The organism is Treponema sp. UBA785, from assembly GCF_002297065.1.
Taxonomy (GTDB): Bacteria; Spirochaetota; Spirochaetia; order Treponematales; family Treponemataceae; genus Treponema_D.
In genome coordinates, this window is sequence record NZ_DBJD01000082.1 from 14003 (window position 1) to 27256 (window position 13254).

The 13254-nt window shown below is 39.1% G+C and carries 12 protein-coding genes, 2 tRNA genes and 1 other RNA gene; 13 read left to right on the forward strand and 2 right to left on the reverse strand.

The features are described from left to right. Positions 1-47: 47 nt before the first annotated feature. Positions 48-1346 (forward strand): valine--pyruvate transaminase, encoded by a 1299-nt coding sequence (locus B2X33_RS07015; protein ID WP_296022590.1) that lies wholly within the window; start codon positions 48-50, stop codon positions 1344-1346. On the opposite strand, the gene B2X33_RS07020 is transcribed toward B2X33_RS07015, so the two are convergent. Next, complete coding sequence (locus tag B2X33_RS07020; protein ID WP_296668625.1) at positions 1339-2748, reverse strand: CCA tRNA nucleotidyltransferase; 1410 nt, start codon at positions 2746-2748, stop codon at positions 1339-1341. The two genes, B2X33_RS07015 and B2X33_RS07020, sit on opposite strands and share 8 nt — an antisense overlap. Before the next feature lie 9 nt (positions 2749-2757). Beyond that, positions 2758-3177, reverse strand: a complete 420-nt coding sequence (locus tag B2X33_RS07025; protein ID WP_296668627.1) for a hypothetical protein — start codon at positions 3175-3177, stop codon at positions 2758-2760. A 75-nt stretch (positions 3178-3252) separates the two neighbouring features. Here B2X33_RS07025 and B2X33_RS07030 point away from each other — a divergent pair, with 75 nt between their 5' ends. From B2X33_RS07030 to B2X33_RS07085, 12 genes are all read left to right on the forward strand, one after another. Further along, a complete protein-coding gene (locus tag B2X33_RS07030) occupies positions 3253-4071 on the forward strand; it encodes a hypothetical protein (RefSeq protein ID WP_296668629.1) in 819 nt (272 codons plus the stop codon). Positions 4072-4132: 61 nt separating this feature from the next. After that, positions 4133-4546: a chorismate mutase gene (aroH, locus tag B2X33_RS07035; protein ID WP_296022594.1), complete on the forward strand. Its 414-nt coding sequence runs from the start codon at positions 4133-4135 to the stop codon at positions 4544-4546. Positions 4547-4645: 99 nt separating this feature from the next. Then, positions 4646-4718: transfer RNA gene (locus B2X33_RS07040), tRNA-Thr, on the forward strand. Positions 4719-4732: 14 nt separating this feature from the next. Continuing rightward, positions 4733-4814, forward strand: a tRNA-Tyr gene (locus B2X33_RS07045). Between the two features lie 70 nt (positions 4815-4884). Next, the gene (locus B2X33_RS07050; RefSeq protein WP_296022595.1) at positions 4885-5112 is read left to right on the forward strand and encodes a hypothetical protein; all 228 of its coding nucleotides are present in this window, start codon (positions 4885-4887) and stop codon (positions 5110-5112) included. Between the two features lie 18 nt (positions 5113-5130). Further along, positions 5131-6186, forward strand: a complete 1056-nt coding sequence (gene mltG / locus B2X33_RS07055) for an endolytic transglycosylase MltG (RefSeq protein ID WP_296668632.1) — start codon at positions 5131-5133, stop codon at positions 6184-6186. Further along, a complete protein-coding gene (gene dnaG / locus B2X33_RS07060; protein WP_296668635.1) occupies positions 6186-8006 on the forward strand; it encodes a DNA primase in 1821 nt (606 codons plus the stop codon). The genes mltG and dnaG overlap by 1 nt, the downstream gene beginning before the upstream one ends. 31 nt (positions 8007-8037) lie before the next feature. Then, positions 8038-9795, forward strand: a complete 1758-nt coding sequence (gene rpoD / locus B2X33_RS07065) for an RNA polymerase sigma factor RpoD (protein ID WP_296022598.1) — start codon at positions 8038-8040, stop codon at positions 9793-9795. 69 nt (positions 9796-9864) lie between these two features. Next, positions 9865-10734, forward strand: a complete 870-nt coding sequence (locus B2X33_RS07070; protein ID WP_296022599.1) for a zinc ribbon domain-containing protein — start codon at positions 9865-9867, stop codon at positions 10732-10734. Between the two features lie 19 nt (positions 10735-10753). Further along, an RNA gene (gene rnpB, locus B2X33_RS07075) (RNase P RNA component class A) lies at positions 10754-11162 on the forward strand. A gap of 28 nt (positions 11163-11190) precedes the next feature. Then, positions 11191-12147, forward strand: a complete 957-nt coding sequence (locus B2X33_RS07080) for a tetratricopeptide repeat protein (RefSeq protein ID WP_296668638.1) — start codon at positions 11191-11193, stop codon at positions 12145-12147. 60 nt (positions 12148-12207) lie between these two features. Next, positions 12208-13248: a rod shape-determining protein gene (locus B2X33_RS07085; RefSeq protein WP_296022601.1), complete on the forward strand. Its 1041-nt coding sequence runs from the start codon at positions 12208-12210 to the stop codon at positions 13246-13248. The last annotated feature ends 6 nt before the right edge of the window (positions 13249-13254 follow it).

Sequence of the window (13254 nt, forward strand, 5' to 3'; positions counted from 1 at the left end):
AATTCTAAAACTGAAGTTTTAACCTTGACTTTTTTATGGAAATAAAAATGAATTTCAGTGATTTTGGTAAAAAACTTTGCAGCCAGTCAGGAATACTGCAATTGATGGACGACATAGGCAGGCCGCTTCCAAAAAACGTAAAACCATACAGGCTTGGCGGCGGAAATCCCGCTATGATTCCGGAAATTTCTGCAATGTACAGGCAGGAAATGCAAAAAATAATGAACAACGGCGATGAATTTGAAAAACTTATCGGGCTTTATGACAGTCCTCAGGGAAGAATGTCCTTTATCGAAACAGTCGCCGAATATCTTTCTAAAACTTACGGCTGGAAAATAGGACCGGAAAATGTTGCGATTTCCAACGGAAGCCAGAGCGCCTGTTTTTATCTTTTTAACCTTTTGGCAGGAACTTTCAGCTCTGACGGTTCTAAAAATAGAAAAAAAATTGTATTTCCGCTTGCTCCGGAATATATCGGTTACGCGGATCAGGGAATCGAAAAAGAAATGTTTGTTTCAATTCCGTCAACATGGAAAGAAGAGGCCGATCATACTTTTAAGTACCATGTAAATTTTGAGCTTCTTGAAGAATATATGAAAAAAAACTCTCAGGTTGGAGCAATCTGCGTAACACGGCCGACAAATCCCTCAGGAAATGTTCTTACAGATTCTGAAATTACCAGGCTTTCTAAAATTGCGAAGCAATATTCAATTCCGCTCATAATCGACAACGCATACGGACTTCCATGGCCGAACATTATTTTTACAAGCGATGCAAGCCCGTATTATGACGACAATGTTGTTTTGAGCATGAGTTTGAGCAAGATTGGCCTGCCTTCGCTTCGTACTGGAATTATAATCGCTCCTGCCGAAATCGTAACGGCAATCGGAAACATGAACGCAATCGCAGCCCTTGCTTCTGGGTCTTTTGGACAGGCTTTGGCAGAAAATCTCATAAAAACAGGCGCCCTTGTTGAAAAAGCAAAGAATTTTGTCCGCCCGTATTATGAAAACAAGGCAAAAAAGGCAGCTCAGGCTTTCCACAAATATTTTGCCGGAACAGACTATGCCGTTCACAAAAGCGAAGGCTCCATTTTTCAGTGGCTGCTTTTAAAAGGGCTTTCAATTCCTACAATGCAGTTCTATTCTGAATTAAAAAAGAAAGGCGTAATCGTTGTTCCGGGAGAGTATTTTTTCTTTGGAGACGACACAGAGCACGGACTTCCGCCAGTCTGCGAACATCCTCACTTCAATAAATGTCTTCGCATAAATTACGCAGGAGACGAGGATGAAGTTGATGAAGGCATCAGGATAATCGCCGAAACTTACCGGAAATTTTCTAAATAGACGTCTTTTCGTTGAGCTTTTCGGCAACAGCCAGAAGTTTTTCACGGTCGTTCATTGACGGATCATCAAGAACGGCCTGGAAAAGTTCATTTAAAATCAAGCCAAGTTTTTTTCCAGGCTGAATTCCTCTTTCAATAAGGTCTTTTCCATTCACTTTTAGATCTTTCAAGCTCAAAGCCGAGTGTTCATCCTCGATTTTTTTAATCCGCTCTTTTAGTTCAAGAATGTTTTGAATTACGGGGTCGCCGGGTTCTGCCTTTTCGCAATTTTTGCCATAGTTGTCGGCAAGCCTGAGTTCAAAAAGGTCGTCAAGATAGCCTTTTCCCACTCTAACCAAAAAACGGCGCACAGAAGAATCTTTCCATTCCGGCTCATAATAAAACATATGCTCGCGAATCAGGTGGCAGACTCTTTCGATTTCGGCATTTGAAAATTTTAACCTTGCAAGGACTTTTTCCGCAATTTCCGCCGAATAAATTTCGTGTTTCCAAAAATGAATTATTTCAATTTTTTCTTTCGTCACAGGATTTTCTTCAAAACTTACAGTTCTTGCCCTTACTTTTCCTACATCATGAAAAAGGGCTGCAATTCTGACAATATAATTGTCTTTTGGAGCGCCATCGCACGAAAAAATATTGTGATCAAGAACATCAAACTGATGAAACCCCCTCGCGTCTGCCTGCGTAACACCGCGGCCTTCTGCAAGCTCCGGAATAAAAAGCTTTAAAATTCCTGTCTGTTCCATAAGTTTTAGGCCGACAGACGGAAGAGGACTTTTTAAAATCTTCAAAAATTCGTCGCGGAAACGTTCCATCGAAATTGAATTGATTTTTTTCTGAACTTCGCAATTGGAAATTTCTAAAAATGTAGAGGTTTCTATGCAAAAATCCAGCTGGCTTGCAAACCTAAGCGCCCGCACAGGACGCAGGCCGTCTTCCATAAAGCGTTCATGCGGATTTCCGACTGTTCTGATTGTTCTGTTTTTTATGTCAAGCTGGCCGCCAAACGGATCGACCAAATGTCCGTCGTCAAGGCTTGCCGCGATTGCGTTCATTGTAAAATCCCTGCGGCTCAAATCGTCATCAATCGACTCAGCAAAGACCACCTTGTCAGGATGCCGTCCGTCAGAATATCCCTGGTCGGCTCTGTATGTTGTAACTTCGATTTCTTTTTTCATAAAATGAACTGTTACAGTACCATGCTTTATTCCTGTCGGAATTACGTGACGAAAAAGTTTTATTACATCTTGCGGATGTGCATTTGTCGTCAAATCCCAGTCGCTCGCGCTTTTGTTAAGAAGAATGTCGCGCACAGCGCCGCCAACTAAAAACGCTTCAAAACCAGCTTCTTTAAAAATCGAATTCATTTTTTTGAGTTCATAGGGAATCTGAATTTTTTTCATATTTTAATCTCACTTTTTCACAAGTCCGCCCGAAAGAATTTCTATCGAATTTGAAGCAAGGCAGATAAAAACCGCCAGAATAAAAAATACAATAAAAATTATAAGGTGAACATAAAAATAGATTTTTTTAGTCGAAATAATGTAAAAAATGCACTCAAGGCAGGCTGCAAGGGCAAAAAATCCTGTCCCGATTGAAGCGCAGCATATAGAAAAAAGAATGAGATTTAAATTCTCATCAAGAAAATTCTGAATATTTCCCGAAAAAAAGAGCACAATCTGAGAAACAAGGACGCAGCTAAAAAAAATAAATGCGCGGCGCGTAAGAGAAAGAAGCAGCGGCAATCTGCGGAAAACTGTAAAATATCTGAGATTTTTCCATTTCGGCTGAGCTTTTCGGAGTTTTTTATTGTCTGACAGTTCTTTTTCCATGCTTGCTAACTGCTTTGGTTTCGTTATAAAATCATCTCTAATCTATAAAATAAATTATACAGAAAAAGGGCTGGTATGAAAAAGGGTTTTATAAGCTTTATAATAATTCTTTTATTTGCGGGATTTGTTTTTTATCTCGGTTTTGTAAGTTTTAGGGTTCCTGTCGGGAAATACGGTGTAATGACGTCAAAAACTTCCGGCGTGTATCAAAAAATCATAGAAAATGAAAAATTTTGCTGGCGATGGGAAAAAGTCATCCCAAAAAACGCTGAAATTTATGTTTTTGAAAAAAAATCCTGTGTCTTTGAGCAGTCGTTTTCAGGAGAACTGCCTTCCGGAAAAATTTATTCAAGCCTTGTTAAGGGCGAGCCTGATTTTTCCTATTCATTTGACTTTGAAATTTTTCTTTCTGTAAAACCGGAAAATCTTATAAAACTTGTGGCTGCGCAGAATTTAACAGGGCAAAAGTCGCTTGAAGAATATCTTCAAAAAATTTCTGCAAAAATTTCACAGGAATTGAGCCAGTACATTATAAAAATGAATGAAAACACAGTGATCGCTTCTTACAATGTGCCGGAAATTATCGAAAATCTTAATCTGAACAACAAATATGATTCTGTGACAGTCGATGAAATTCTTATAAAAAAGGCTTCTGTCCCTGACTTAAATCTCTATAACCTGGCAAAAGAATCTTATAAAAAGCTTCAGTCTGAAATTGATGCAAATCTGGCCGAATACGCAAAACAGCATGCTCAAAAAATCATCGAAAATGAAAATTCAGTAAAAAAACTTTCAAAAATCGGCGAAATGCTTAAGCAGTATCCGGAACTCAATTCGCTTCTTTCAAATGCAAGCGCGTCAGAAGTATTGAAAGCGCTGAATGATTTAAAATAAAAAAAACGCAGGCAAAAACAGACGAACCACCGTTTGTTTCTACGTATAAGGATAATTAAAAATGAATTTGTTTTTTAGCAAGAAATTAAGGCTTTTTGGAATTCGCGGCGCAACTGGCTGCGAAAATACTAAAGAATCAATTGCAAAAAATGTCGTCGAAATGTGCTCAAAACTTTTTTCAGAAAATAAGGTTTTGCCAGAAAATATCGTTTCTATTCAATTTACTTCGACAAATGACTTAACAGCAATGAATCCTGCCGCGGCGTTGAGGCGCGGAGAAAACTGCGGCATTGACGTTTCTAATGTACCTTTGTTCTGCAGCCAGGAACCAGAAATTGAAGGCAGCCCTGAAAAAATGATCCGCATCCTCGTTACTGCGTATCTCGGTTCAAACTCAAAGATAAAACCTGTTTATATAAACGGCGGAGAAAAGCTCCGTCCGGACTTTGCAAAAAAAAATTTAAAAAACTTTTAAAAAAATTATAAAAAGACTATTGACAGTTTTTTTTCAGTTTGCTAGTATATAAACACATCGCAGGGGTAACTAAGTAACTCAAGCGAAAAAAATAAAAATGCTGCCTTAGCTCAGTTGGTAGAGCACGTGATTTGTAATCTCGGGGTCGAGGGTCCGAGTCCTTCAGGCAGCTTTTTTTTTATTAAAGGGGAGTTTCCCGAGTGGTCAAAGGGGACAGACTGTAAATCTGCTGCCTAGTGCTTCGTAGGTTCGAATCCTTCACTCCCCAGAATTTTGAGCCTTAAGTTAAATCTTAAGGCTTTTTTATTGTATTTTTTGTCCTTGCACAGGAAAATAAAATGTCTTTGTCAGAAAACAATTCTGAAAATAAAATTCCTCCTGAAAATTCCGGTTCATTTGAATATAATTTTAGTGGCAGGGAAGTAAAACTTCTTGCCAGATTTTTAAGAAAAAATCAGCCGCAAATTCCATCCGGACTTGAAAATTTTTCCAGAAAAGTTGAGCTGTATATTTACAGCCTTATGTCGATTGACGAAGTTGAAAAATTTTTTAGCGCCGAAGACTGATTTTTCGCTGGAGTGATTATGAATAAAAAAACATTCGCTCGTTGCGCAGCTGCCTCTGTTTCGATTTTTTTTCTTTTTGTCTTAGTTTTTTTTCTTACAGAACTTTATGTTCCCGTGTCGATTTCAAAAAAGTCTGAAAAAATTCGCATTGAAATTCCTTCAGGGACAAGCACAAGAAAAATTGCTTCGATTTTAAAAAAATCGAATCTTATTCGTTCTGAAAACTTTTTTTATGCATCCTCAAAATTTCCGGTTGTTTTTGGACGAAAAACTCCGTATCTTTTAAAATCCGGAGTTTACGAACTGAGTCCGAATATGACAGTTGCTCAAATTCTTTCCGAGCTTGAATCCGGCCATCAAGAATACATAAAAACTGTATTGCCGGAAGGGCTGACTGTTTCTAAAATCGCGGAAATTCTTGACGAAGAAGGCGTCTGCAAAAAACAGGACTTTATTCTTGCATCGAGAAATTATTCGCTTTTAAAAAAATATCAAATTCCAGCCGCAACCTTAGAAGGATTTCTTTTTCCAGATACCTATTTTTTCACACCGGGAATGAAGGCTGAAGAAGTTGTTGAAATGATGGTAAATAATTTTTTCAAAAAAATTGAATCTATTCCCGAATATTCAGGAAAAAACGTTTCAGAATATTACAGCACGATTGTCCTTGCTTCTGTCGTTGAGCGTGAATATCGCGTCGCAAGGGAAGCACCTTTGATTGCTTCTGTCTTTAAAAACAGAATTGAACAGAATATCGGCCTTTATTCCTGCGCAACAATTGAATATATAATCACAGAAATTCTAGGAAGACCGCATCCAGATGTAATTACTTACGATGACTTAAAGATTGATTCACCTTACAACACTTACAAATGGGCAGGACTTCCTCCGTCTCCGATCTCCAATCCTGGAACCGTCGCTTTAAAAGCCGCCGCAACCCCTCCAAAAACCGATTATTATTATTTTACGCTTAATGACGAGATGAACGGAACTCATACTTTCTCAAAAAGCTTCAGCTCTCATTCAAAGGCTGGAATTCAATTTAAAACAAAAAAGGCGGCATCATCAAAATAATGGCTGGATTTATTACTCAAGAATCAATTGAAGCGGTAAAAAGAGCGGCAGATATTGTTTCTGTAGTTGGAGAATATGTAAAGCTTGATAAACGCGGCTCGGATTTCTGGGGATGCTGTCCTTTTCATGGCGAAAAAACCGCTTCTTTTCATGTTATTCCTGAAAAAAATGCGTATTACTGTTTTGGCTGCCATGCCGGCGGACCTTCGGCAATAAAATTTATTCAGGAAATTGAAAAAATCTCGTTTCCGGAAGCAGTCGAGCTTCTTGCAAAAAAATTCGGAGTTGCGCTTCAATATTCAGAAAACGGAAATGCAGAATACAAGGTTGATCACACAAAAGACGACTTAAAATCCCTTTACAACAGGCTTGCAGGAACTTTTAACTATCTTCTTACTCAGACCGATTCTGGCAAAAAGGCGCTTTCGTACATAAAAACTCGTGGAATCACAGACGAAATAATAGAAAAATTTAAATTTGGCTATGCTCCTGCCGACCGTTACTGGCTAAAAAAATTCCTTCATTCAAAGAATTTCAGCGAAGAACTGCTTTCTTCGTCAGGGCTTTTTTCTAAAAATTACAAGGATATGAGTCTTTTTTCCGACCGTTTTATGATTCCAATTTTTGATGAACGGGGAGATTGCGTAGCTTTGAGCGGGCGCGTAATTCCTCCGTCAGATGAATCTCAGAGAAAATACATAAATTCGCCTGAAACGGCAATCTATTCAAAAAAAAACACTCTTTTTGCCTTGAACCTTGCAAAACGCTCAATGGGCGAAAAAGGTTTTGCGATAATCTGCGAAGGCCCGATGGACTGCATTGCGTACCATCAGGCAGGAATAACAAATGCCGTTGCTTCCTGCGGAACATCTTTTACAGAAGAACATATTCAAAAACTAAAGAGATATGCTTACAGCCGTGAAAATGGCGTTTCTACAGTTTACCTTTCGTTTGACTCCGACGGGGCCGGACAGAGCGCTACAAGAAAAGCAATTATTGCATGCAGAAAGGCTGGAATCGCTGTAAAAGTAATAAAACTGACCGGTGGAAAAGATCCTTCGGAAATTTTACTCAAATACGGTGCAGAAACCTTGACGATAGATGTCAATAACGCTATATTAGATTCTGACTATCTGTTTGAATCTTTGATGAATGAATATCCGGCTGATACGCCAGACGGAAAAGCTCGAATTTCGATGGCTTTTTTCCAATATGTAGATTCACTTCAAACTGACATTCAGAAAGAAACTAGCTTGGAGCAGCTTTGTCAAAAACTTAACCTGTCGAGTCAAGCTGTTCTCAGAGATTACAATAATCGGGAAAGTGCCCGCAGCCGTTTAGAAAAACGGACAGATTTACAAAACAGCGAAACCGATGAAAACATCCGGAAAGGAATGGAATTAAGAGTTTTGCTCGCAGTAATCGCCGATACTAATCAGTTTGAGCTGATGCGGCGGGAAATAAACGAAGATGTCTTTGAATCATCTGAAGCTAAACAATTATTCATTATTCTGGAGGATTGCTACCAGCAGAAAAACCTTTCTTTCAGTTCAATTTGCGAACACTGTAAAGATCCGAAATTAACGCGACTGATTACCGAAGGTGTAATGTCCGGAGAATATTCTCAAAATACGGAAAAAATTATCAGAGACGGAATTGAAATAATTAAAGGAAAAAATTTAAAACGTCAGATGGATTATATAATCGAGCGGCTAAAAGTTCTAAAAAATCCTTCTACACCTGAGCAGATAAAAGAATTTAATTCTTTAATGAAAGAAAAAATGAATATTGACAGGCTCGTTTGTTCTAAAAAAAATTAGAATATAAATTCAATTAAAAAAGAGGCAAAAAATGGATCAGGAACTCGATCCCGTAGTTGTAAAACTTCTTGAATATGCGAAAGATAAACAGATAATTTCTTGGGACGAAATCAATGAAATTCTCGGCCAGGACTTTGTTAATTCTCCAAAAATGGAAAATGTGCTTCAACTTTTAACCCAGAATAATATTCAGGTTATGGAAGAAGACAATCTCGATGAAGACGAAGACAGTGACGAAAGTCTTGATGAAGACGGAGAAAGTGAAGAATCTGACGATGAATCTCATATTGTAAACGGAGATAAAGATTCTAGCGTTGACGACCCGATTCGCCTTTATCTGCGCGAAATCGGTAAAGAAAAGCTTCTTACAGCAGAAGAGGAAGTAAAATATTCAAAAGAAATGGAAGACGGAGAAAACATCATAAAAGGTGTTATAAAAGATTCCGGAATGATGATTCCTGAATTTTTTGTTGTTGCCCAGAAGGCTTTTACTAGAATTGATCCGCATGAACCTGGAAAAGCAAGAAAAGAAATCAACGAAGAAATGGCAGAAAAGCGCCGCTTAAAGTCTTGCTATTCAGAATGGATAAAACCTGTTTTGCCAGAAATGAAACAGTATATGGCTTTGAAAAAAACACTTTTTGAAGCAGAGCAATCAGCAGATATTTTTGACAATTCTCAGCTTGTTGAATTGAGTGCAAAAATTTTGCCAGAACTCAAAAAAATAGAAATTCAATCTGAGGAAATTGAAAAATTCAGTGGAAAATTTGAAGAAGCAACTGATAAAATTGAAGATTACCGCCGCAGCCAAGAAAAGAAAATGAAGGAACTGAGAATCTCAAGCCCTTCAGAACTTCGCAGCCTTGGCCGTAAACTCGCAATTCATTCAGAAGCGTTAAAACTCGAAAAAGAGCTTGGAATGTCAAGCGATGAAATTCGCGATGTTTATACGCAGATCCAGAAAATAGACAGAAAACTCCGCCGCATGGAATACGATTTTGAAAACAGCGTGGAAGAAATTCTTACAAAGGCAAAGGAAATCAACCGAGGAAAACGCATGATGGAAAAGGCAAAGAATAAGCTCATCAATGCAAACCTCCGCCTTGTTGTTTCTATTGCAAAAAAATATACAAACCGCGGATTGCAGTTCTTTGATCTTGTCCAGGAAGGAAATATCGGTCTTATCAAGGCTGTTGAAAAATTTGAATATCGCAAAGGTTACAAATTCTCGACTTACGCAACATGGTGGATACGTCAGGCGATTACCCGTTCAATTTCCGATCAGGCTAGAACAATCCGTGTTCCAGTCCACATGATTGAGCAGATAAATAAAGTTGTCCGCGAAAGCCGCCAGCTTATGCAAAAACTGGGACGTGAGCCAAACGATGAAGAAATCGCGCAGCAGCTTGGCTGGCCTGTCGCGCGTGTAAAACAGGTTAAAAATGTTGCAAGAGAACCAATTTCTCTCGAAACTCCAATCGGCGAAGAAGAAGACAGCCAGCTCGGAGATTTTATCGAGGACAAGGAAGTTGAAAATCCTGCGAATCAGACTGCATACAAGATGCTTCAGAATCAGTTGCACGAAGTTCTTTCTTCTTTGCCTGAACGTGAACAGGAAGTTCTTAAAATGAGATTTGGACTTGACGATGGCTACAGCTTGACTTTGGAAGAAGTAGGGCTGTACTTTAACGTAACCCGTGAACGAATCCGTCAGATTGAAGCAAAGGCTCTCCGCAGGCTTCGACATCCGCGCCGTGCCAGCGGTCTTCGCGATTACATCGAATCGTAAAAAGCGATTGATAGACAAAAAAAAGTTAATTCTATATAATTTTTCGAATACTTACCTAGGGGATATTAAATGGCAATGACAGAAGTTTTTGATAAGCTTAAGGCTCTGCAGGATGTTCTTGCAGAAAAATACAGCCTTATGGCTAAAATTGAAGATTCTCCAAAACAGCTTTTTACACAGGATGAGCTTCTCGTTCGTTTAAGAAAAGAATTTCTGGAAACAAGCGCAGTTTATGAGAAAGTAAAGGCTGAAGCAAGTCAGCTCCAGCTTGAGCTTGAAGAAGCAGAAAAATCTCGTGAAGCTGGCGAAAAAGGAATGGACAGCATTTCTACTCACCGTGAATATGAAGCGCTTGAAAAACAGATCAACGAAGCATCTGCAAAGGAATCTGGAATCCGCAGCGAGCTCCAGAAAAAAGACAAAGAGCGCGAAGAGCTTAACGAAAAACTCCGAATGGACGAGGAAATGATAAAAGCTCAGGAAGCTGAGCTTAATTCAAACAAGGCCGCCCTTGAAAGCGAAGTTCAGTCATATCAAAATCAGATAAAAGAACTTGAAGCTCAGGAAAACGAAATTACTCCTGGATTGGATAGCGAAATTGTCTACAAATTCCAGAGAATTATACAGCGTAACCGTGAAGGTATCGTTGCTGTAAAGAACGGTGTCTGCACAGGTTGCCACATGATTCTTCCAGCGCAGTTTGCCAACGAAGTTCACGAAGGCGAAAAAATTCTTTTCTGTCCATATTGCAGCCGTATCCTTTTCTATCAGGAAATTGCAGAAGGCGAAGAGGCGGAAGACTTCCTTTCAATGGACGAAACAGGAACACTTGCTGATTTTGATGACGAGTTCAATGATGAGTATGACGAAGAATCAGACGGAACTGATGATGATTCTCTTGATGACGGAGATGAAAAATCAATTTCTTTTGACGACTAATAAAAATAAAAAAATTATACAGAAAAGAAATAATCGTGCCCGCAATTTTTAATGATAAATTTTGCAGGTGAGGAAAGTCCGGGCTCCACCGGAAAAGATGCCTGGTAATAACAGGGCGGAAAACGGCAGTTGCATTTTTATGTATAACCCGTCTTCCGACAGAAAGTGTCACAGAAAATAAACCGCCTTAATAAAGGCAAGGGTGCAAAGGTGAGGTAAGAGCTCACCGCATAAATGGCAACATTTATGGCAGGACAAACCTCATTTGGAGCAAAGTCAAGCAGTGGTTTTGGTTTCCGGCCTTTAAGCCACGGGTAGACTGCTAAAGGCTTTTGGCGACAAAAGTTTCGGATAGATGGTTATGAGTCCGGTAAGATTTTTAATTTTGCAGGACAGAACAGAACCCGGCTTATTTTCTTTTCTGTTTTTTTATTTAAAAAGCATAGCGGTGGGAAAATGAAATTCAATATTTTGCCAGGTGGAACAGTAAAAAGAAAAAGCCATGTGCTTCGCAACAGCATTATTTTATTTTGCTGTATGCTTTTTTTATCTGCCGTTACTTTTTTTATCTGCCGTCTAATTGATATTCACGTTTATAAAGGAAATTCAATAACACACTTATCAAAAGAATGGAAAAATTTTAATTATCAAAAAGTTTATGATATAAGCGGCGCGATTTTAAGAGACAATGCTTTTAACAACAAGGCTTTGACGTACCGCGGATATTCTGCATTTTATCTTGCCAATGCAGCGGTTGAGCCTTCAGAAACCCAGACTTTCCTCGACGAGTCGATAATCAGTTTGCGGCTTGCCCTTCATAATGCAAAATCTTCGCTTATTCCGCAACTTGAATATATGCTCGGAAAGGCTTATTTTTACAAAGATTCGGCATCAAACTATCATTACTATGCAGACCTTGCAATTCTTTATTTGAACCGTGCCCTGAAAGACGGTTATCTGGCGGATGATATTCCTGAATACCTGGGCTTAAGCTATGCTTCTCTTGGCATGACGATGGAAAGCATTTCTGCTTTTACTCAAGCGCTTTTGACTCGGGAAAGCGACTTGCTTCTTCTTTCAATTGCAGAACAGTATTATAATGCAGGACAGGCCGCGGCGGCAGAGCAGTATCTGTTTAGAATTTCAAAAGAATGCAAGGAAGAGAAAATAACAGATAAGGCTCATCTTTTGCTTGGAAAAATCTACACAGGACAAAAGAAATTTGCTGAAGCTAAAAAAGAATTTGATTCAATTCTCAAAAAAAATGAAAATTCTGCTGACGCTCTTTGCGGTCTTGGTGTAATATATGAGAATATGGGTGATATTATAAAAGCTCGTTCTTACTGGCGAAAAGCCTTGAAAGCACAGGTTAATCATCCTGAATCATTAAAAAAACTAGCTGAATATAAATAAGTGTAAAAAAAAATTTAAAATGCACATAAATATGAAAAAAATGGGGCTGGGAGGAATAAAATGGGTTTTTTTGACCGTTTTTCAACAGATGTTGGTATTGACCTGGGAACTTGCAACACGCTGATTTATGTACGTGGAAAAGGGATTGTAGTTGATGAGCCTTCAGTTATTGCCGTAGAAAAAGGAACTAAGCGGGTCGTTGCAGTTGGCGCTGAGGCTAAACGCATGCTCTGGAAAACTCCAAAAAACATAATTGCAATCAGACCTCTTGCAGACGGTGTAATTGCTGACATTGACAGCGCCGAGAAAATGATCCGCTATTTTGTTGCAAAGGTTGTTCCTCGTCATCAGTTGTTCAAATCAACTCGTATGAAAATCGGGATTCCTTCTTGCATTACTCAGGTTGAACGTCGCGCAGTAATCGAGGCAGCCCTTAAAGCCGGAGCAAAAGAAGTCGATGTAATTGAAGAATCCCTGGCTGCGGCAATCGGTGCAAAAATTCCTATTGATGAGCCTGCAGGACATATGGTTTGCGACATTGGCGGCGGAACGACAGAGGTTTCTGTAATTTCTTTGGGAGGAATGGTTGTAACAAGTTCAATTCGTGTCGGTGGAGATAAATTTGACGAAGCCATTGTAAAGCACATTCTTCAGGTTTCAAATTTGAACATTGGACAGCAGACAGCCGAAAAAATTAAAATTCAAATTGGAAACGCAGAAACTGACGGCACTACAAACGAAAAAATGCAGGTTCGCGGAACAGATGCTATCACTCATCTTCCACGCCTTCTTGAAATCGACTCTCTTGAAATCCGCGAAGCCCTTAAAGAACCTGTAAAAAAAGTTGTGGATGAAGTAAAACGAACTTTGGGAAAAACGCCTCCAGAACTTGCAGCCGATATTATCGAGCGCGGAATCGTAATGACTGGCGGTGGAAGCATGCTCAAAGGTCTTTCAAAACTTATTTCAAAAGAAACAGGAGTTCCTGTAATTCTTGTTGAAAAGCCTCTTGAATGTGTTGCTCAGGGCGCAGGCCAGGCCTTTGATGTATTTAACGACGTGTCAAGCGGCCGCATGGTTTACAGCGATATTAACGACTAAGTAAAA